The following is a 19,915-nucleotide window of genomic DNA, read 5'->3' as shown; positions in this document are numbered from 1 at the left end:
CAAACATTTATGCTGCATATGCATCAGCGGCAAAGCCGTTTTGAGTTGTTCATCTATTATGCTGTCGCATTTCTGCTACTTTGGGAGTGGCTTCGTCCGCTTCAAGATTTTACAGAGACGAGTCATACGTCTTATTTCATCATTTTTATAGGGCTTACGTGTTTGTTTACGTTCTTTCGATTGAAGTGGTATGTGACGTTTCCTATTTGTGCTGGATTGATCTTGCTCGCATTATATTTGATTTTTTATCAATCAGAACCAAGTTATCTGCCTGCGCTATTTGTTGATATTAAAGATAATATTTCTTTGATGAGCATGGGCATGTGGAGTGACATGTATCCGTCTTTCCGCACATTGTTGTTTTATATTTTGCTTTGGCTACTTGTTTATTTACTTCATTATTGGGTTGTGTATCAGCAGCGTATCTTCTTCTTTTTACTGATGACGATTGTATATGTCACGATTCTTGATACGTTTACGCCTTATGATGCGACTTTTGCGATCGTTCGAATTATGGTATTTGGCTTTTGTTTACTTGGTCTGCTCTATTTCGACCGGCTTCGTTCGGCTGAAGGTGTGCGGGTGTCACAGAAAGCGCGTCTCAATTGGTTCTTACCCATGCTGGCGCTTGTTCTTGTATCAGCATCACTCGGTGCGTCTTTGCCAAAATCTGATCCGAAATGGCCTGACCCAGTCCCGTTTTTTAAAGCGGTCACGAATCAAGATGGTTCCGCTGGACAGAATAAGGTGGGATATAGTGCGGATGATTCGTCGCTTGGGGGACCGTTTAGTGAGGACCGTACACCGGTATTTAAATGGAGCGGAAAAGAGCCGTCTTATTTTCGTGTAGAAACAAAAAGTATTTACACGGGGAAAGGCTGGGAGGATGCTTCAAATGATACGAAACCTACTCGGTTAAAAGGGAGTGATGTGCCGAACCGGTGGTTTACCAATCTCGTAAAAACAGAGGAGCATGAAACGAGAGTCGATATGGAATCAAATTATCGATTTAATCATGCTGTTTATCCGATTGGTACGGTTATGCTGACGCCAATGGAAAACATTCCACTGCAAATGATGGGCAAAACGGAGAAAATTGTCCCGTCTACTCAAAACCCGCCTAAAAATTTAGGGAACTATCGAGTCAGCTTCTTATCACCTACATTTATCCTAGAGGATTTACAGCGGATCAAAGTACCGACCAAGCAGCAAGTGAACCAGCAGGTCGGACGTGAATACTTGCAGCTCCCATCCTCGCTGCCAGAGCGTGTGAAAACATTGGCGAACAGCTTAACGGAAACGAAGGATAATATGTATGATAAAGCAAAATCGATTGAGGATTATTTAGGATCTGCGAAGTTTTCATATGAAACCCAAAATGTCGCTGTGCCTGGGCGTGACGAAGACTATGTGGATCAGTTCTTATTTGATACGATGATTGGCTATTGTGATAACTTTTCAACCTCGATGATTGTCATGCTTCGCTCGATTGGAATTCCGGCGAGATGGGTGAAAGGATATACGTCTGGTCAGTTATATGAAACACAGATGGATGGAAACAATGTGTATGAAGTGACCAATAACAATGCCCATTCATGGGTAGAGGTGTATTTTCCAAACCGTGGTTGGGTGACTTTTGAACCGACAAAAGGGTTCACGAACCCAGAGACATTTACGAATGAAACCACGGCTAACAACGACCAAGCAGATGATCAAGAGGATGAAAAAGATCAGCCCGCATCTGATCAACAAGAAAACGAGCAGACACAGCAGCCGCAGCAACAAGAACCAGAACAGGCGGCAAAACAAGAGGAACAAGCAGCTAAAGCAAAGCCAAGTATGGTTCATGTTGGTTCAATCTTGGGCTACGCAGCAGGTGCGATTGTCCTTCTTGGCTTCATTGGCTGGGTGCTTTACCGGTTCAGAGCAAGATGGCTGCCAATCTTTATTGTGAGAAAGGTAAAACGTCTGCCAGATGAGGAAGCTTTTTTCTACGCATATGCTGCTCTATTAAAGCAGCTAAGGCGCAGAGGGATCGAGAAAAAGCCAGGCATGACGCTAAGAGAATTTGCTTCTTTGATCGATGACAAGGAAAGGAATCATCACATGTCTGAACTAACGCAGTTCTATGAGCGGGCGCTCTACAGGCGAGAAGATGCGTCGGCGCTTTGGCAGCAGTCGGTGAAGTTATGGGAAAATTTAATAAACAGGAGATAGTCTTGACCACGTACCTTCCTGTTGTTAGAATAGGTGAATATTAAAACCTTCTAAAATACATGAAATTGAAGCGTTCGGATGTGAGTCTGGGCGCTTCAAAAGCGTGATTTACACTGAGAGAGGTTTTCTCCTCTCATTTTTTCTGTGCGTTTATAAAAACTATATTGGACATAGAGGTGACACCATGACAAATTTAGTAAATGAAATGATTTTGGTTCTCGATTTCGGTAGTCAGTACAATCAGCTGATCACTCGCCGTATTCGTGAATTTGGTGTGTACAGTGAGCTTCATCCGCACACTTTAACTGCTGAAGAAATTAAAGAAATGGCGCCGAAAGGAATCATCCTTTCTGGTGGACCAAACAGTGTATATGATGAAGGATCTTTCCGCTGTGACGAAAAGATTTTTGATCTAGGCATTCCGGTTCTAGGCATTTGCTACGGCATGCAGCTGATGACTCACTATTTAGGTGGGAAAGTAGAAGCGGCAAGCCAGCGTGAATATGGAAAAGCAGACATTCATATTAACGGAACACCTGCTCTATTCAAAGACCTTCCAACGGATCAAGTCGTTTGGATGAGCCATGGTGACCTTGTCGTTGAAGTACCAGAAGGCTTTACAGTTGATGCAACAAGTGCACATTGTCCAAACTCAGCGATGAGCTTAGCTGAGAAGAATTTCTATGGCGTTCAGTTCCACCCGGAGGTACGTCACTCTGAGTACGGAAATGATCTATTGAAGAACTTTGTCTTCGGCGTATGTGACTGCGATGGCAAATGGTCAATGGAGAACTTCATTGAAATCGAAATGCAGAAAATCCGTCAAACAGTAGGCGACAAACAAGTATTGTGCGCACTAAGCGGCGGTGTAGATTCATCTGTTGTGGCGGTATTGATCCATAAAGCCATCGGCGATCAGCTGACATGTATTTTCGTTGACCACGGTCTTCTTCGCAAAGGCGAAGCAGAAGGGGTTATGAAAACATTTAGCGAAGGTTTCAACATGAACGTGATTAAAGTAGATGCGAAAGATCGCTTCTTAAACAAGCTAAAAGGTGTGTCTGATCCTGAGCAAAAACGTAAAATCATCGGTAACGAATTCATCTATGTATTCGATGACGAGGCGGACAAGCTAAAAGGAATCGACTACTTAGCACAAGGAACTCTTTACACTGACATCATTGAGAGTGGTACAGCAACGGCACAAACAATCAAATCTCACCACAACGTTGGCGGTCTTCCAGAAGACATGCAGTTTGAATTGATTGAGCCACTTAATACGCTATTCAAGGATGAAGTCCGTGCTCTAGGATCAGAGCTAGGTATTCCAGACGACATCGTATGGAGACAGCCATTCCCAGGTCCAGGACTAGGAATCCGTGTACTAGGTGAAATTTCTGAAGAAAAACTAGAAATCGTCCGTGAATCGGATGCGATTTTACGCGAAGAAATTGCCAACTTCGGCCTTGAGCGAGACATCTGGCAATACTTCACAGTCCTCCCAGACATCCGCAGCGTAGGTGTCATGGGTGACGCAAGAACATACGATTACACAATCGGTATCCGTGCTGTTACGTCTATTGACGGTATGACAAGTGACTGGGCAAGAATCCCTTGGGATGTACTTGAAAAGATCTCGACTCGTATCGTGAATGAAGTGAAGCATATTAACCGTGTGGTGTATGATATTACGAGTAAGCCGCCTGCTACGATTGAGTGGGAGTAGTAAAAAGAAAGCCTCAAACTCTTATTTAAAAGGGTTTGAGGCTCTTTTTTAAGCGTGTGCAAACAAATTGCAAACAAAAAAATCATTAATCATTATAATTTGTTACAATTTGATTGATGTTATCTAATAGAGGTCTAAAGTTTTCGAAATTTATATCCTCATAGTTCTTCCATACATATTTGGAAAAAGCTCTTTTTCCATAGTTTTCAGAGGGATTATACTTTTTTTCACATCGTTCAAATGTTTTCCCGTTAAGTTCTGTTTTTAAGATATCTAATTCGAATAAATCTTCTATTTCACATTCTTTTAGTTCGTTAACCAATGGATTAGTAACGATATAAAGGTTCGAAGTAATCTTTAAATAATTTTTATCGCATAACTCCTCAATTTTTCCTTCTTTTAAACTCATATAGTTTGTTAGAGTTTTTAATGGTTTCTCTTTATTATTAAGTTCATTATCTAGTATAAATATACAGGGATTTTTAGAATTCACATTCATTTTTTTGAAAATTTCACTATAGTTTGGACAATCTTTTTTTTCTTTATTAGAAACATAGAAATTATAGATTTGTTTCATGGTATCCGCACCATCTTTCTCTAAACCAAAGAAGTATTGCAATTTTGATGTCTTCTTTCCTTTTATTTTTTTTTGTGCTTTTGATGCTTTTGAATCTTCTCCTCTCTTTAAAAAGGAAATTTTGAATATAAAATCATCATTTACTTTTTTAATTAAATTTGGATAATCTGTATAGAGATTTTTGAGGGCACTCTTTAAGTAAATAATATCTGTAGGGCCTTCTGTTAAAATACAAGGTTTTTCATTATTGAAGAAATATTTATAAAACAGAAATTTTTGATATTCTTTTTCTTGTCCATTTAAAAGTCTGAAACTTAATTTCAAATTTTTATCATTTTTTTTCTTTTCTTTATTATTCTCTTTGTTTATATGATTTATAAATGAAAAACGACCTTCAAGCTGTTTTAAACTACCCTCTACCCCATTTATAGTGAATGATCCATTTTTATATAAAGAGTTTGCCATTGCCCGAGTGTTTTTATAAAAGTTTCTGGGCACATTCACTTTTTTATTTACGACTAGCCCCGTTACAACTTGTCTAGATTGCTTATATTGAAGTCGAGTTTTTTTTTGATTAATTTTAAAGCCAGATTGTTTAATAATGATTTCTAATTGACTTATAAATTCTTCTGACCTTTCATCGAAACTTTTATAGTTTGTTGAAAAAGTTAAATCATCAGCATATCTTGTGTAATCTAATTTATATTTTTTTGCAATTTTTAATAATTTCATATCTAAAATATTGCAAATTAAATTAGTTATTATAGGGGAGGAAGGAGCACCTTGCGGTAAAGAACCGTTATAGCAAGTTAATTGAGCTAATACTGTTGCTATATTTTTGGGAAACAAATAATTTTTGTTTTTTTCAAAGTAACCTTGTACTCTTCCAAAATGAAAACTTTCAAAGAAATTTTCTAAATCTATATTAAGAACAAAACGTTTGTTTTTATGTATTTTAGCGTTTGTTATAATGCTTTTTTCTTTGGTAAAAGCATGAGCAATGTTCGTCTTAATCTTATTTTGATAATTGAATATTTTTTGTTGATTTAATAACATATTCACAATACTTCTTTGAATATCCTTTAAATCTTTAGATGGAGCATTAATAATTCTCTGGCCACCACTTTTTTTGGGAATTTGGAAAGTTGTATATGAATTTTGAATTTTCTTAATATATAACATGTAAGTTAACTTTTTTTTCGGTATTCTTAAAATATTTGAGAGATTATCTATTGATGTTATGTCTTCAAAAGTGATCATAGTTTGCCTCCAAAAAAAAATAGAACGTGTGGTTACTCATTACGTTCTATTAGGAATAGATACTATACGATACAATTATACGAATAATAAGGAACAAATCTCCCTACCATTTTTGTCAAAACTTGCGAAACACAAGTTAAGAATCTAACCACACGTTCTTAATCATTATAATACTATATGTCTAATAATAAAAGTTTATATATTTCTTTTTACGTAATGGTTTGAAACCATCTTTCTATCCGCAATTTGAGTATGTTGCACGTTGATAACATTTTAAAGTCTATTAGCAACTCCACGATTTATATTAGCATATAAATGTCCGTAAGTTCCTAATGTTGTTTGTATGTCCTCGTGTTCTAATCTATAACGTATAAGTACAGTCTCTTCAATTACTAATACAATAGAGTCATGATTATCATGATCTATTATTTAAACGATATTGATGTGGTGTTAGATGATACTTTTTCTTAAATAAACGAATGAAATGCTCTACATTTTGATAACCAACGGCTCCCGCAATATCATCTATTTGTAATTCACTACCGGTTATCATTTCGCAGGCTTTTTCCAATCTTATTTCTTGTCGAATCTCACGAAATGATTTGCCGAGTTTACGAGCTATATATCTAGACAGATAAGATTGTGAAAGGTTAAATTCCTCTGCCATCTTCTGGATTGTTATATGCTCACAACATTGCTGAATATATTGAAGCATTTGAATCATACGTATATCACTATATGGTTTGACCTGAATGACGTTCATATGACTTGGTTTGAATCTTAATAAAAGACATAATAATATCTCAAACAAATTATTCATAATCAACTGGTATCCAGGAAACCGATTGTGATTTTCTGTAAATAGATGCAGAGAGCAGTCTAGCAAATTTTTATCCAAGTGACTATGGAAAATAAGAATATGTTTATTTTCTTTTATATACAATGCATTCAAAAAGAACTCTGAAATGACATGATTGCCTTTTAACATTTTAAAAAACACTTTTTGAAAAGTACTTTTACGGATCATGATTTGGATTGCGATTGTATTCTCCATTACAAGTGGCTTGTGTATTGTGTCAGGTGGAATAAAGGCAATATCTCCTGATTTCAAAACGATTTTTTTATCTTCCACTTCTACATACATCTCATTTTCCAGAACATAAATCATCTCAAAGAAATCATGGATAGCCGACAATTGAGGCATAAAACGGCTATACTTTCTCACTTCGATATCTTTTTCCTGACCTAACCACATGGTATCCTCTTTTTCAAATTCGTTCTGCCCTCTTAGCAAAAATTCTTCTATATATATTTGCTTTTGCATGAAATTGTTATGATCATAATCCTTCAAAAGTAATTGCAATGATTGATTGTCATGCTTTTTCTGTTGGTATTGTTGATAAAAGATTTCTTGTTCGTTGTACTCTCTTAAATATTGCATCGCTTCATGTTTTTCAAGTGTATCTGTTTCCATCTACATCCAAACCTCTAGTTTATTTACTGCAACCACCAGGGCCTTCACTGTTGCTTCTATAATATCTTTATCGATTCCAGCACCCCAATGCATTTTTCCTTGATATGAAATACCAATCTGTGCACAGGCTTTTGCTTGAGAATCCTTGCCCAAAGAATTCTGTTCATAGACTTCCAAATCATACTCGAGATGAAAATGTGCTTTTAACGCATTACTGATTGCATCTAAACTTCCAGTGCCAGTTCCTTGTATGTCAATTTGTTGATGATCTCTCAGCAAAGTTAAGGTGACTTCTTGCTTCTCTCCTTTATGAAATTGATAATCAAGCAGCTGGAAATGAGGGTGAAAATCAACATACTGCTCTTTAAAAACATGATATATTTCTTCGACAGACAATTCCCTATTTGTCTGATCAGATACTTTCTTCGCTGCATATCCCATGGCTTCATTCATTTGATAAGGAAGTTGAATGCCATAATTTGTTTCTAATATATAGCCTATGCCGCCTTTTCCAGACTGGCTATTGATTCGAATCACATCCGTTTGATAATTCCTCCCCAAGTCAACTGGATCTATTGGGATATACGGAACGTCCCATTTATCAACATGATGTTCCTTTCTATATTTCATCCCTTTAGATATCGCATCTTGATGTGACCCAGAAAATGCGGTGAAAACCATCTCCCCAGAATATGGCTGTCTCTCATGAACAGTGATTTTTGTTAGTTTTTCATATTTTTTACGAATCGCTTCTAGGTTATTGAAATTCAATTGTGGATCATAACCTTGTGAGTACATATTCATCGCCAAAGTAATCAAGTCTACGTTCCCTGTACGTTCACCGATACCAAATAATGTCCCTTCGACTCTTTCGGCACCAGCTAGCACACCAAATTCTGCATCACTCACCCCAGACCCGCGGTCATTATGAGGGTGAACAGACAATGTCACACTGTCTCGGTAAGACAGATTTTTGTGTATATACTCAATCTGACTTGCAAAGATATGAGGCATTGAATATTCAACTGTTGTCGGAATATTGATGATCGCTTTGTGATGTGGTGTCGGTTTCCAAATATCTAAAACACTATTACAAATATCTAACGCGTAATCCACTTCTGTTCCTGGAAAGCTTTCAGGACTATATTGAAAATAAATATCACTTTCTGTTTTTTCGGCCAGTTCTTTTACTAAAATAGCGCCATCAATGGCAATTTGTTTAATTTCATCTTTTGTTTTCTTAAATACTTGTCTGCGCTGCGCTTCTGACGTCGAATTATATAAATGAACAATCGCTTTCGGTACTCCCTTAATGGCTTCGAAGGTTCGGCGGATAATATGCTCTCTCGCTTGCGTGATCACCATAATCGTGACATCGTCTGGAATCATATGACGATCAATCAGTGTCCGTAACAGCCTAAACTCTGTATCAGAAGCAGCTGGAAATGCGATTTCAATTTCTTTAAAACCTATCTCCACTAGTAACTGAAACATTTCTAATTTTTCTTCTAAGTTCATAGGAATAGGTAATGCTTGATTACCATCCCGTAAGTCCACACTGCACCATATCGGAGCACTTTCTAATGTTTCGTTCTTCACCCAATCATAAGTAAGGTTCGGTGGCAAAAAGTATTTCTTTTCGTATTTTTTGTGGTTAAACATCATCCATTCCTCCTGTAATTGGAATATAAAAAAAGCCTATCATCTCCAAGATTGAACTTGGAGACGAAAGACTTCTTCTTACGCGGTACCACCCCTGTTTCATGATAACGTTACATTATCATGCCCTTATTCGGATACAGATTGTTATATCTTATATCCTTCCCATATAACGGTGGGGCGCCGACCTTAACTACATCCATCCTTTGCATTTCACTAAGGCTACTCTAAGGTGAGTTCCTTGCCTTTTTGTTATTGCTTCTCATCAACCAGCAACTTTCTGAAAACATTTCGGCAAGTACTATTCCTTATCATCGCATTCTCATTTTTCTGATTTTTTCTATTATACCAAGATGACAAAAAAGAGATAGTGGTAGGGATGTCTTTTTTAATTGATTTTTTTTGTCCTGTGGGTGTCTTGTCTTCATTTTTAATTTTATTTTACTTCTGTTTTAATGGTAGAATAACTAGCGTTTTTTGCTAGAGTTTGAAGCGGTAATTTATCTTTCAGATGTTAATGGTCCTTGAATCGTTTTCTCATGTTCTTGATAGGACAACCGAGCACATCTTTACCTTACGAGTTTAGTATAACGGAAATCATTTTTAAGAAACTTGACTTTTTGTGCTATGGAAATTGAATGAATATTTTGTGGAAGGTTATTTAAAAATAGCACAAATGATCAAAAAATAAGAGGAGGGAAGTAATAAAATAAAAGGTAGAGGAGGGAGAAACAATGGATTACTATAAGAGAATACAGCTTTCGATTGAATTTATTGAGGAGAATCTTCAAAACAATATAAGTATAAAAGATATTTCCTCGAAATCCTGCTTTTCAGCGTTTCATTTTCAACGACTGTTTCAAGCCATTACAGGTTTTTCTGTGCAAGAGTATATCAGAAATAGAAGGCTCTCTGAAGCTGCTAGGTTACTGAAAGAAACAAATCAAAATATTTTACACATAGCGATTGCTTTCCAGTATGGTTCTCAGAAGCGTTTACTCGTGCTTTTTTACAATTCTTTGGGGTGACACCAGCTAGGTTTAGAAAAGAGGAAATGGTGTTAAAGCAACAAAACAAAATGGATTTTTTAGCATACCAATCTATGTTAGACAGTGAATTCAATATGAATAAACCTGTCATGACTCAATTAAACAAATTTTATATTATTGGTTACGAGTATCAAACGAATCTTCAAAGTGAGGAATATTTCACGGACATTCCTTTGTTTTATATGGATTTTGGAAAAAAGGAGTATTATCAACAGATTCCAAAGAGAAAAGCACCTCATATGGCTTATGGTGTATCTACTTCCTTTCATGATGATGGCCGTTTTTCGTTTGTGGTAGGGGAAGAAGTGGAGGAATCCGATATAGATTTAAATGAAGGGTTTGTAAATATAGTGATTCCTGAGGGGAGATATGCAGAATTTAAAGTGAGTGGCTCTCATGAAATGGTGCAAAACACTAGAAGATATATCTATGGTAGCTGGCTTCCAAATTCTAATTATGAAAGAACGAGTGGACCAGATTTTGAAATAACAGATGTCTTACATTCGAATGGCCCGAACGATATCAAAATGAAAATCTATATTCCTATCGAGGAATAAGGAGGATTAAGAGATGAAAATAGAAAATCTTTTTGGCACTTTTCCTGTAGTTGCGTCAAAGAATCTATTATTAAAAAAGGTGGAAGAACGTCATTTGCCAGAGTTATTTTCAATTTACGACAATGACACAGTCTTTCAGTATTGTGGGATCATTCCCAAACATAATCTCCAAACGGTAAAAAAAATGGTTGGACATTTTGAACGAGATTATACGAAGAAAAGCAGAGTGAAATGGGGAATCTTTCAAAAGGATAATCCTCATACGCTAGTTGGTATCATCGAAACAATGGACATCAATCAAAAAGTGAATGCGGTGACGATTGGCTATTTCTTTGCAGAGGAACATTGGGGAAAAGGCATCGCAACAGAAGCTGTCTCTACACTAGTGAAATTTCTGTTTGAAGAGATTGATATCAATAGAATTCAAGCGGAAGTCATGCCAGCAAATGAGGTATCAAAAAAAGTCCTGTTGAAAAATGGTTTTATCAAAGAAGGACTGCTTAGACAAGCTGTTTTATGGTCTGGCAAAGGAGTTGTTGATGTAGAAATATACAGCATGCTGAAAGAGGATTACATGAGTGAATAAGCTTGATAACATGATGCTGATATAGCGTTTAAGATATCAGCTTTTTATGATCTCATTTTTCTTTTATCGGAACCCTTTTAGAAAATAAAAAAGCGAACACTGAGCTCGCTCATTATGGTTAATTCAATTCGTTGGAAAATCGAATTTGTCTATCTTTTAGTTCATCATAGAATGTGAAGTGTTGCAACTTCAATTCTTCACAGACTTTTTTGATCATCCATTTGCCTCGTTCTTCAATCCTAATATTGACTTTATGTAGGTACTCACTTAATTCTTGTTCATTTTGAGGTTTTAATTGATTGTAATTTCCGATCCCTGCAAAATGACCTTCCCAAAATTCACTCACTGTCCGTTCCTCATCATCGTTCACATAAGGTTGAAGGAAATATCGTTCGACGAACTGTTTCCAACAGCCTAATGGTTGAAAGAATTCAAATAGTGAATACATCGTAACATCCCAATAATCTTGAGAAAATTTATAACGGCCCGTATTCATCCAATGTGGTAATACGATGAAGTTCCCAATGCAGTGGGTGGCAGTAGCGAATTTTTCAAACTTATGTTTGATATGAGAAACATAAGTTAGTGTTTTAGAATGATTGAAAGTCGTTATAAACGAATTCATTGTTTCTCCACGGATCAAGTTGTAACGGTCTAAATTAAGCTGTGATTTAGGCTCTGGCTTATAATCAGTACTCCAAAGTAATTGATAAATATAAAAAGGTTCTTTATCACAGTCAGCATCACGACCTCTTCTTTTAGTGACATTGCAAATTCCGATTTCGGTCAGTTTACGACTTTTATAATCTAATATTAACTCAATTGATGATTTATCTTTCGGTATCGGCTCTTTGATATAACTTTGTTTAAAATCCCATTCCCAAGGCTTGATTTCAAGTTCTTCACACTTTTGAAACCAGCCTTCTATCCATGTGTTCCCCTTCATCTCTTTCCTCCTCTTTTCATTATCTATTGAACACTTTTTTCATTCTTAATCTTCTCCACAACACCACCGCAAGAACAAGCAAAATGACACATTGAATCGAAAGCAAAAGCATTTGCATCCCCACAGACGTTTGCCCATTTGTGGTTTGATCCACGATATTATGAACCGCGTGCCATAAGATTACCCATTGCAGGCTGTTCGTGAGTGCAACGATTTCAGCTGCAACGAATCCAAATAAAAAGGCGAATAGGATTTGTGCGACTGTTAAGGTGAGGCTTTTTCCGCTTAGTAGATTCGCAGCATGACCGAGACCGAATAGTACGGCGGAGCCCCATATGGCAGTGCTCAAGTTAATTTGTTTTAAATATTGAAACAGAATGCCTCGAAAGATTCCTTCTTCAAAAAGACCGACACACACCATGAAGAAACAAAGTGCTAGAAAGGAAGAAACAGTTAAATCCTTGTTGAATCCAGCAATAAACGGAATGGCCTCGATGATCAGGATCGGAAATATCCACATACCGAGAGAGCCTTTTCGAAAACCTATTTCTTTCAAGTGAAAACGACTTTTTTGAATAATGAATAGAAGTAAAAGACACCCAGCTAGCATGGCACTGCCATTGATGATATAGATGGTCATTGTATCGGTCACTTGTTTTATGGATATATAGACACCTGCACTTGTTGGAATAATTAAAGAAAACAGCAGTAAAAGTACAGCTTTTCGAATGATTGTCATTGGTTTCATTGTTGATTCCTCCTCTAACGTCAGAGTAATGGAATCAAGCAGAAGTCACAATGAAATCTTCCTAACATGTCAATTTTTAGCCCTAAGATGCATATTAAGATGTTGTTCGTTTCTTTCGCTGCTGTAAAAGATCGTTGATTTCCTCAGCGGTTGCTTGATCTTTTTTATACAATAGGTACTTGATCACAAAGAATAAAGCCATGACTACAAGGAAATTCACGATAAACGAAAGGGGGCTGATTTGACCGCTCACAATAATGATGGTGGTCATAATCATACACATCACAAGGACGATATATAGAATTTGTTGAAAAAGAATCCGTTGATGGCTGTACGTTTGTTTTGGGTATAGCAAGAAGGTCAGGGCGCTTGAAAAAAAGGAATTGAACATGATGGCTTGTAAAATATAGATGGGCATCGTTCCAAACGTGAAACAGTAAATCAATACGAGTGCAGTAAAGATTATACAAAATGTGATCAAAAGATTTGTGATATAACGTTTCATCCTGTTCACTTCCTTCGTAACCCAAGTTTCTCTTTTAATGATTGGATATAAAAACGTGAAATCATCACCTTTTCCTCATTTGTAAGCTTTGCTTCAAAACGACCGCTTGTTTTAGGAGAAATAGCGGCAATAGAATCTATATTTAGAATCATCGATTTTGAAATCCTGACATAATCGTGCGCTTCAAGCTGTTTTTCAAGTTCAAATAACTTTTCCTTTAAGAGAAACACTCCATCTGACGTATACAAGAACGATCTTTTATCAACGCTTTCTATATATAAAATGTCGTGATAATAGACCTTTTTCACTCTTTCTTTCGTGGGTTCTTGTGCTAAGAAATAGGGAGCTGACTGCTCCACTTGCTGGACAAGTTTTTCAATCGCTGGATTGAGTTCATAAATGTGAAAAGAAACATACTCTGGTTGCGGCTTTTGGATGAAATGAATATCCGTTTTCATTTGTTTCTCCTCTGTTTAATAGGATTTTTCGTAATCTCTCTTCAAAATCGAATACATATACACATCATCGAATCCCTTCTGACCTAATTCATACTCTCTTAATAAACCCTCTTGTACAAAATGTATCTTCTCCAATAATTGAACAGAGGACCTATTAGCTGGATCAATGATCGCTTCAATCCGATTCAAGTTCATCTCCTGAAATCCATACCGCAACACCGCAGTAATCGCTTCATTCATGATGCCTTTTCTCCAATGATCATGGTGTAATTCATAGCCAATTTCCGTACGGCGGTGCTGTTTTTCTAGATTGAGAAAGCCGCAGCTGCCGATGATGGTAGGGTTATCTTTTAAAGAAATTCCCCAGCGGATGCCTGTTTGTTTTTTGTAGATATTGTCATACCACTTGATTTCTCCTTTTGTGTCTTCGATGGTTTCATGTGCATCAATGCCCATATAGCGGCACACGGTTTCATTGGATAAGTAGAAGTGCATATCCTCGGCATCTGCGATCGTTGCTTGTTTTAAGATCAGTCTTTCGGTCTGTATCGTTGGAAATGATTGTGGAAATATCAGTTTATGTCTAGTCATATGTATCTCCTATAGTTTATTTTATTTAAATTATACCTGTATTGGCACAATTTGTGGACTGCTCTGATATAATATGAATTTATCATTGGGGTAATCATGTACATTCGAATTTTACAAAAAAGAGGATAAAAAAAATGGGCATTTTTCTGATCATGATTTGTATCATGATGATCACCGTATCTTTAATGATTTATTTATTTAAAAAAGGTGCCATTCGTTCTAAGGTGTTAGTGATAATAGGTTCTGTTTTAGGTGGAGCCATACTAGTTGTCTGGATAGCAATGTTTTTTAATTTTCACTCTATCACTTTAACAGATGAATCGATAGGTCATTTTAAGATCGGTCAAACATTTAAGGGAGATCATCAGTTTGTTGAGAATTCTCAATTCTCTCATCAAAAACAGACGGTCTACATGGAAAAAGAAAATGAAGATTTTGTCGTATCAGTTGATCAGCATCATCGAGTAACATCTATTTACAATCAGTCAAAACAGAAAAATCTTCAAACATCTAAGGGAGTTAAAATAGGAGAAGATTATTCATCTGTGATACAAACATATGGAGAGCAATTCAAGAAGCTCTGGTTTGTCGAAGGGTATAGCAAAGGTATACAATATCAAGATCAATCAAACGGTATCATTCTAGAGTTCTTTTTCAATGACAATAAACTAGCACTCATTGAACTTCGTAGTAAGCGGGAGTGAAATAGTAGAAAGTAAAAACGAGCATTCTATTGAAGTGCTCGTCTTTATGTTGTTTTTTCATAACATGCCTTACAATAAAAAACCCCTTCATTTCTTAGCCAAGCCTTTACTTCTGTCATTCCTCGTCTCTTTGGATAGATCAGCTTAACGTACACTTCTTCGTTACCTTCTATTTTCTTTTGGCAGCTAGCACAAGCAGGTTCTTCAAATAGAAACAATCAATATCCTCCTTTTTGCAGATATTTCTTCCATTATATCAAAAGTTCAATACGATCTTTGCGGCCTATTCTTCACTTTCTCTGTTTTTGTCCGACATATGCTAAGTAAAAGAAATTTCCGATTGTTGAAACCGTTTGAGAGAAACCTTGCTCTAACAGGTGTAGGAGGTGTGAATGAGATGAAGCAAGTGCGTCTAATTAAAAAAGCACAAAAAGGGAATGTCCCGGCATTTGAGACATTAATGCTGATGTATCAAGAGCGTTTATATAAAACGGCTTTTCTCTATACAAGAAATAAAGAGGATTCGTTGGATGCTGTTCAGGAGACGGTCATGAAAGCATTTAAGCATTTATCTGGATTAAAAGAACCGGCTTATTTTTCTACATGGCTGACTAGGATTTTGATTCATACGATTTTTGCGATGAAGAAAAAGCAGCAAGATGTTGTTCCGTTTGAACAGCATCATGAAAGCGTTGAGCGTCATGATTTTTTGGAAGACAAGCTCGATTTAAAAAATGCACTAGATGTATTAGATGAGCAATATCAGCTCGTGATTCAGCTATTTTATTTTCAAGATTATTCGATTTCAATGATTTCTGAACAGATGGGTGTGCCCGAAGGAACGGTCAAAACTCATTTGTATCGAGCAAGAAAGTTATTAAAGCAAACATTGGAGAAGGAGGAGAGTGTCGATGGAACGAAAAGAAATGAAAAAGCTTTATGAAGAGATTGATGTACCAAAAGTTGAATTGACCTCTGCAATTCGTCAAGCAATGGGAGATGTGAAAGCGGAAAAGAAAAGACGTTGGTTCACATGGAATTGGAGAACGCCAATCTATTCAGTTATCGCCCTTGTTGTCCTTTACTTTTCATCAGGCTTCCTTTTTCCTTCTCTTAATACAGCGATGGCTCGAGTGCCGTTTGTTGGACAGTTATATATGATGTTTCACGATAAAGTAGGAATGTCTCTTTTTCAGAGTGAGTTGGTGAAGCATGTCAATGAGGGGGCTGAATCAAGAGGGGTTACTGTGAAAGTAAACAGTGTGTATTATGATGCAGGGCGGCTTGTTTATACGTTTACTGTGGAGAATTTGAATACAAAGGAAGATTCTGTACCATTCATAGTCAACAACTTCGATCGTATAAATGACACTTTCCAACCGAGTTACGACAATCAGGGATTGAAAAAAATGAAAGATGGCCGCTATGTTGGGCAGACGGAAGTCTATACAAATGGACAAACGATCAAACAAGGTCAGCAAGTACCGCTTGTTATTTCGAAGATTGGGGATATTGTAGGGAATTGGCGCTTCAAGTTACCTGTGGTCAAGCAAAAAACCACTTTATTAGCGGGACAAAAAGACGTGTCTATTTTAAATGGACGTTATCAAATAAGAAATGTAAAGGTAGAAAATGGAGTGAATGGCTCTGCAATTCAATATGCCATTGATTACAATGGTTTTGCCAAAGATGATAAAGTCAGTATAGATGGAATGAAGGATAATTTAGGGAATGAGTATCAGCTTGAGATTGGGACCGTTTTAAGAAAAAAACAAATGTCTTCTGACAAAACTAGAAAAGATCATTTAACGATTTTGAATCAGCCGATCAATCCAAAGGCGACTGAATTGACATTTGACACATATGTGAATATCGAACGGGAAGAAAGCAAAATCATTCCTCTTCAGACAAAGCTGCCTGTTCAGTTCAAAACAAAACACCATGGCATCGGAATCAAAATCAATAAGATAGAGCAAAAAGACCGTTCTGTGATTGTTGATTATCAATTTACTGGAATAGATCAAAAAGAATTAGATCAGGATGTAATGGAGAATATAGGTGAATTCATTGGATTAGGCGATGTTGAAAAGATGAAATCATGGCCCAATCCACAAGCAGACTATGAAAGCGGATATTACTTGAAGGGGAACCATGCGAAGATGACGAATTTAAAGACAGCTTCCATGCAATCCACCTTTGAATTTGATGATAAGAATTTAGAAACTTTATCATTAAAACATTTTTCTTTTAAAGAATATGGGCTTTACCTTGATTTGTCAGAACTGAATATGTTGGCACCACAGAAGGCGATAACGGTAACCATTCCAGTCAAAAAAGAAACATCAAAAGCTAGTCAATAAATAAGAAAGCGAACATGATTACACATGTTCGCTTTTTGTCTGCTTTTGAACCAGCTGATTGAACGAGTACCGAATCAACATCAACGCAACAAAACTGGCTAGCCCGCCAATCCAACTTAAATTCGTTACATTTGAATATTGAATAATCAGACCACCCATTGACGAGCCAAGCATCATGCCGATATTCATAATCGCTGTATTAAAACTCAGCACGGTTTCCGATGTTTCAGGTTTTAGGGAGATGAGATAAAATTGCTTGGCTGGTGTTGTTGTCCATGTGGCGGTGCCCCAAATGGCGAGCGTGATGAAGACGCCAACTACTGAAAATTGTGTAAAGGATAATGCAAAGAGCATGAGCATCTGAACCGTGATGCTGATTAAAATGGTTCGGTTTGGTCCCCATTGATCGACAGCGTATCCACCAAAGCGTGAGCCAATAAAAGCAGAGATGCCTAAGACAAGCAAGGCAATGCTTGTCAGTTCAAGTGTAAATCCGGATGTCTGTCGCAATAATGGCGAAATGTAAGCAAATACCATCGTGTAACCTAAAATCCAAAAGACTGTCGTGGCTAAGCCGCTTAACACCCTACGGTCTTGAAGAATTTGAATTTGCTGCTTAAATGGCACATGGGAATGTCCCGCCATAGGCGGTAATAATCGATACAGAAGAAACAAGAGACAAGCGGTCCCTATTGCAATGATGAGAAAAATGGCATGCCAATCTACATATCCTGCTAAAAATGTTCCAATCGGTACACCGAGTACTAGTGAAACTGTAAATCCAGTGATCACCGTTGCCATCGCACTCCCCTTTTTTTCTGGCGGGGCGAGCTGCGCTGCATAATTTGTTGCGAGCACAATATATAAGCCGCCACTCATGGCCATGATGACCCGCGAGAGCATGAGCAGCATAAAGTGATGGCTAAAAAAGGCGAGCACATTCCCCGCTATAAACATGGAAATCGCCGATAAAAGAACCTTTTTTCGATTCAATTTCGATGTGGCCATGACTAAAAAGAGGGCACCCACCGCATAAAAAAGAGAATAGATGGTGATGAGCTGTCCCGCAACCGGGATGGAGATGCGCAGATCGTCAGAAATGATGTCCAGTATGCCTGATACGACGAATTCTGAAGTGCCTGTGACGAAAGAACCGACGGCTAAAAGAAATATGAGCAATGGATAAGATGTACTTTTCATTTTGAACCCTTCCTTTATGTTGAAACGTTGTATTCATTTTAAATTCCGTGCTAACATAAGTAAAATTGATGTTTTTCATGAAAGGGATGAGTGAATACTCATGAGCTTTGTTCGATTCGAGACGATGGCTAAAGTGGTTGAGCTAGGCAGTTTTACCGCTGCAGCTGAAGCATTAAATATGACACAGTCTGCCGTGAGTCATGCGGTGGCAAGTTTAGAAACGGAGTGGGGCGTGTCTTTATTCGTGCGTGACCGAAAAAAGGGCATCACGCTGACAGATACCGGTGAAACCCTTCTTCCGCATATAAGAGAAGTGCTAAATAGAGTAGAGAAAATTCAGCAGGAAATTGCGCTCACCAAAAATATTGAATCTGGCTTGATTCGGATTGGAACTTTTGCCAGTGCATCCGCTTGTTTATTGCCAAAGCTACTTGTGAGCTATCAGAAAAAGCATCCAAAGATTGAATTTAAATTCTATGAGGGGACATATGAAGAAATATTGGAGTGGCTCGATTCTGGCATTATTGATGTTGGGTTTGTTGTAAAAGGTAAAGCGGATGAAGCGTTTCATCTATTGCCACTTATGAAAGATAAAATGGTGGTCGCCTATCACGAAAATCATCGTTTTAATCAGCAGCCAATTGTAGACATGGAAGAATTAGCAGATGAACCGTTTATTATGCCAACTGGCATGTATCAATCCCATGTAGAGGATATTTTTTCAGAGGCGCAAATCAAGCCGTCTATTTTATTTGAAGTGCATGATTGTACGACCATTGCCCGCATGGTTGGGGAAGGACTTGGTGTGACGATAGGTCCTGAGTTATTCCTAAAAACGCAGCAACTTGTGCAGATCAGTCATCTGAATGTATCGCATCATCGTGAGGTGGCGCTTGCCTGTCCATCGCTCACGCAAGCTTCTCCTGCTGTGAAGGCATTTTTCGATGTAGCAGAAACGGTTTTTGCCAGAATTCAGTGATGGGTGTATAAAGAACTAGATGTGATTTTCCAAATTCGTGTAATAAGACGAATGAAGCGGACATTTCTTTGAAAAATGTTCGCTTTTCGTATTGTGTTTTAAAAATGAAGTTGGTACAATAGACACAGAAATCAAATAGATAGAAGTCGTATAATGGCGGGGATATGGCCCGCAAGTTTCTACCAAGCTACCGTAAATGGCTTGACTACGTCAATTCACACTCGTTTGATATAAATCATGCATTGTTCTTGTTTGATGTCACGGTCTGAATTCACATTGTAGTCAAGCGTCCCAAAAACTGTTGGGGCGTTTTTTATTT

At 37.3% G+C, this 19,915-nt stretch carries 17 protein-coding genes, 2 pseudogenes, 1 riboswitch and 1 other annotated feature; of the genes and pseudogenes, 8 read left to right on the top strand and 11 right to left on the bottom strand.

Annotated elements, in window-relative coordinates:
• Positions 1–9: 9 nt before the first annotated feature.
• Both N521_RS11935 and guaA read left to right on the top strand, forming a co-directional pair.
• Positions 10–2,217, top strand: coding sequence for a transglutaminase TgpA family protein (locus N521_RS11935; RefSeq protein ID WP_035391479.1), 2,208 nt, complete (start codon positions 10–12; stop codon positions 2,215–2,217).
• Between the two features lie 184 nt (positions 2,218–2,401).
• Entirely contained in the window at positions 2,402–3,943 is a 1,542-nt protein-coding gene (gene guaA / locus N521_RS11930) for a glutamine-hydrolyzing GMP synthase (RefSeq protein WP_008344342.1), read from the top strand.
• Between the two features lie 85 nt (positions 3,944–4,028).
• Here guaA and N521_RS11925 read toward each other — a convergent pair whose 3' ends face one another.
• The 4 genes and pseudogenes from N521_RS11925 to N521_RS11915 form a co-directional block, all read right to left on the bottom strand.
• Entirely contained in the window at positions 4,029–5,780 is a 1,752-nt protein-coding gene (locus N521_RS11925; protein WP_035391476.1) for a retron Ec67 family RNA-directed DNA polymerase/endonuclease, read from the bottom strand.
• Between the two features lie 276 nt (positions 5,781–6,056).
• Positions 6,057–6,152 (bottom strand): annotated as a pseudogene (locus N521_RS20005) (site-specific integrase); the annotation flags it as partial.
• A 43-nt stretch (positions 6,153–6,195) separates the two neighbouring features.
• The gene (locus N521_RS11920; RefSeq protein ID WP_035391474.1) at positions 6,196–7,254 is read right to left on the bottom strand and encodes a helix-turn-helix domain-containing protein; all 1,059 of its coding nucleotides are present in this window, start codon (positions 7,252–7,254) and stop codon (positions 6,196–6,198) included.
• Positions 7,255–8,916, bottom strand: a complete 1,662-nt coding sequence (locus N521_RS11915; protein WP_035391472.1) for a 2-isopropylmalate synthase — start codon at positions 8,914–8,916, stop codon at positions 7,255–7,257.
• Positions 8,917–8,972: 56 nt separating this feature from the next.
• Positions 8,973–9,237 (bottom strand) — a binding site (T-box leader).
• Positions 9,238–9,647: 410 nt separating this feature from the next.
• On the opposite strand from N521_RS11915, the pseudogene N521_RS11910 reads away from it, so the two are divergent.
• Both N521_RS11910 and N521_RS11905 read left to right on the top strand, forming a co-directional pair.
• A pseudogene (locus tag N521_RS11910) lies at positions 9,648–10,519 on the top strand (AraC family transcriptional regulator).
• A 13-nt stretch (positions 10,520–10,532) separates the two neighbouring features.
• Positions 10,533–11,105: a GNAT family N-acetyltransferase gene (locus N521_RS11905; RefSeq protein ID WP_019743770.1), complete on the top strand. Its 573-nt coding sequence runs from the start codon at positions 10,533–10,535 to the stop codon at positions 11,103–11,105.
• Positions 11,106–11,223: 118 nt separating this feature from the next.
• Here the strand turns inward: N521_RS11905 and N521_RS11900 are convergent, their stop codons facing one another.
• The 5 genes from N521_RS11900 to N521_RS11880 form a co-directional block, all read right to left on the bottom strand.
• The gene (locus N521_RS11900) at positions 11,224–12,051 is read right to left on the bottom strand and encodes a hypothetical protein (protein ID WP_035391471.1); all 828 of its coding nucleotides are present in this window, start codon (positions 12,049–12,051) and stop codon (positions 11,224–11,226) included.
• A 19-nt stretch (positions 12,052–12,070) separates the two neighbouring features.
• Positions 12,071–12,799: a CPBP family intramembrane glutamic endopeptidase gene (locus N521_RS11895; RefSeq protein WP_035391470.1), complete on the bottom strand. Its 729-nt coding sequence runs from the start codon at positions 12,797–12,799 to the stop codon at positions 12,071–12,073.
• A 94-nt stretch (positions 12,800–12,893) separates the two neighbouring features.
• On the bottom strand, positions 12,894–13,304 hold the full coding sequence (locus N521_RS11890; protein WP_008344327.1) for a hypothetical protein: 411 nt from the start codon (positions 13,302–13,304) through the stop codon (positions 12,894–12,896).
• A 5-nt stretch (positions 13,305–13,309) separates the two neighbouring features.
• Positions 13,310–13,762 (bottom strand): LytTR family DNA-binding domain-containing protein, encoded by a 453-nt coding sequence (locus N521_RS11885; protein ID WP_035391468.1) that lies wholly within the window; start codon positions 13,760–13,762, stop codon positions 13,310–13,312.
• A 15-nt stretch (positions 13,763–13,777) separates the two neighbouring features.
• On the bottom strand, positions 13,778–14,353 hold the full coding sequence (locus N521_RS11880) for a GNAT family N-acetyltransferase (RefSeq protein WP_035391466.1): 576 nt from the start codon (positions 14,351–14,353) through the stop codon (positions 13,778–13,780).
• A 134-nt stretch (positions 14,354–14,487) separates the two neighbouring features.
• Here N521_RS11880 and N521_RS11875 point away from each other — a divergent pair, with 134 nt between their 5' ends.
• Complete coding sequence (locus N521_RS11875; protein ID WP_035391464.1) at positions 14,488–15,057, top strand: hypothetical protein; 570 nt, start codon at positions 14,488–14,490, stop codon at positions 15,055–15,057.
• Between the two features lie 44 nt (positions 15,058–15,101).
• Here the strand turns inward: N521_RS11875 and N521_RS11870 are convergent, their stop codons facing one another.
• Entirely contained in the window at positions 15,102–15,275 is a 174-nt protein-coding gene (locus N521_RS11870) for a hypothetical protein (RefSeq protein WP_035391462.1), read from the bottom strand.
• Between the two features lie 179 nt (positions 15,276–15,454).
• Between N521_RS11870 and N521_RS11865 the strand changes: the two genes are divergently transcribed.
• Both N521_RS11865 and N521_RS11860 read left to right on the top strand, forming a co-directional pair.
• Positions 15,455–16,000 carry a sigma-70 family RNA polymerase sigma factor gene (locus N521_RS11865; RefSeq protein ID WP_035391460.1) on the top strand — a complete coding sequence of 182 codons (546 nt, stop codon included), beginning with the start codon at positions 15,455–15,457 and terminating at the stop codon, positions 15,998–16,000.
• The gene (locus N521_RS11860) at positions 15,969–17,417 is read left to right on the top strand and encodes a DUF4179 domain-containing protein (RefSeq protein WP_035391458.1); all 1,449 of its coding nucleotides are present in this window, start codon (positions 15,969–15,971) and stop codon (positions 17,415–17,417) included. Before N521_RS11865 ends, N521_RS11860 begins: the two co-directional genes overlap by 32 nt.
• 18 nt (positions 17,418–17,435) lie before the next feature.
• On the opposite strand, the gene N521_RS11855 is transcribed toward N521_RS11860, so the two are convergent.
• Complete coding sequence (locus N521_RS11855) at positions 17,436–18,617, bottom strand: MFS transporter (RefSeq protein WP_035391456.1); 1,182 nt, start codon at positions 18,615–18,617, stop codon at positions 17,436–17,438.
• Positions 18,618–18,717: 100 nt separating this feature from the next.
• On the opposite strand from N521_RS11855, the gene N521_RS11850 reads away from it, so the two are divergent.
• A complete protein-coding gene (locus tag N521_RS11850; protein ID WP_035391454.1) occupies positions 18,718–19,596 on the top strand; it encodes a LysR family transcriptional regulator in 879 nt (292 codons plus the stop codon).
• Positions 19,597–19,722: 126 nt separating this feature from the next.
• Positions 19,723–19,824, top strand: a riboswitch (purine riboswitch).
• Positions 19,825–19,915 lie beyond the last annotated feature (91 nt).

Origin of the sequence: Bacillus sp. UNC125MFCrub1.1 (genome assembly GCF_000701305.1) — a bacterium.
Taxonomy (GTDB): Bacteria; Bacillota; Bacilli; order Bacillales; family Bacillaceae; genus Bacillus; species Bacillus altitudinis.
The sequence above is the reverse complement of the archived record's forward strand: the minus strand, read 5'-3'. Positions and strand labels throughout refer to the sequence as shown.

Bases quoted from the DNA above. Each gene is read 5' to 3' on its own strand.
- N521_RS11915 (WP_035391472.1), bottom strand. From the start codon at position 8,916: ATGTTTAACCACAAAAAATACGAAAAGAAATACTTTTTGCCACCGAAC.
- N521_RS11900 (WP_035391471.1), bottom strand. From the start codon at position 12,051: ATGAAGGGGAACACATGGATAGAAGGCTGGTTTCAAAAGTGTGAAGAA.
- guaA (WP_008344342.1), top strand. From the start codon at position 2,402: ATGACAAATTTAGTAAATGAAATGATTTTGGTTCTCGATTTCGGTAGT.
- N521_RS11880 (WP_035391466.1), bottom strand. From the start codon at position 14,353: ATGACTAGACATAAACTGATATTTCCACAATCATTTCCAACGATACAG.
- N521_RS11885 (WP_035391468.1), bottom strand. From the start codon at position 13,762: ATGAAAACGGATATTCATTTCATCCAAAAGCCGCAACCAGAGTATGTT.
- N521_RS11935 (WP_035391479.1), top strand. From the start codon at position 10: ATGCTGCATATGCATCAGCGGCAAAGCCGTTTTGAGTTGTTCATCTAT.
- N521_RS11925 (WP_035391476.1), bottom strand. From the start codon at position 5,780: ATGATCACTTTTGAAGACATAACATCAATAGATAATCTCTCAAATATT.
- N521_RS11875 (WP_035391464.1), top strand. From the start codon at position 14,488: ATGGGCATTTTTCTGATCATGATTTGTATCATGATGATCACCGTATCT.
- N521_RS11855 (WP_035391456.1), bottom strand. From the start codon at position 18,617: ATGAAAAGTACATCTTATCCATTGCTCATATTTCTTTTAGCCGTCGGT.
- N521_RS11905 (WP_019743770.1), top strand. From the start codon at position 10,533: ATGAAAATAGAAAATCTTTTTGGCACTTTTCCTGTAGTTGCGTCAAAG.
- N521_RS11895 (WP_035391470.1), bottom strand. From the start codon at position 12,799: ATGAAACCAATGACAATCATTCGAAAAGCTGTACTTTTACTGCTGTTT.
- N521_RS11860 (WP_035391458.1), top strand. From the start codon at position 15,969: ATGGAACGAAAAGAAATGAAAAAGCTTTATGAAGAGATTGATGTACCA.
- N521_RS11920 (WP_035391474.1), bottom strand. From the start codon at position 7,254: ATGGAAACAGATACACTTGAAAAACATGAAGCGATGCAATATTTAAGA.
- N521_RS11865 (WP_035391460.1), top strand. From the start codon at position 15,455: ATGAAGCAAGTGCGTCTAATTAAAAAAGCACAAAAAGGGAATGTCCCG.
- N521_RS11850 (WP_035391454.1), top strand. From the start codon at position 18,718: ATGAGCTTTGTTCGATTCGAGACGATGGCTAAAGTGGTTGAGCTAGGC.
- N521_RS11890 (WP_008344327.1), bottom strand. From the start codon at position 13,304: ATGAAACGTTATATCACAAATCTTTTGATCACATTTTGTATAATCTTT.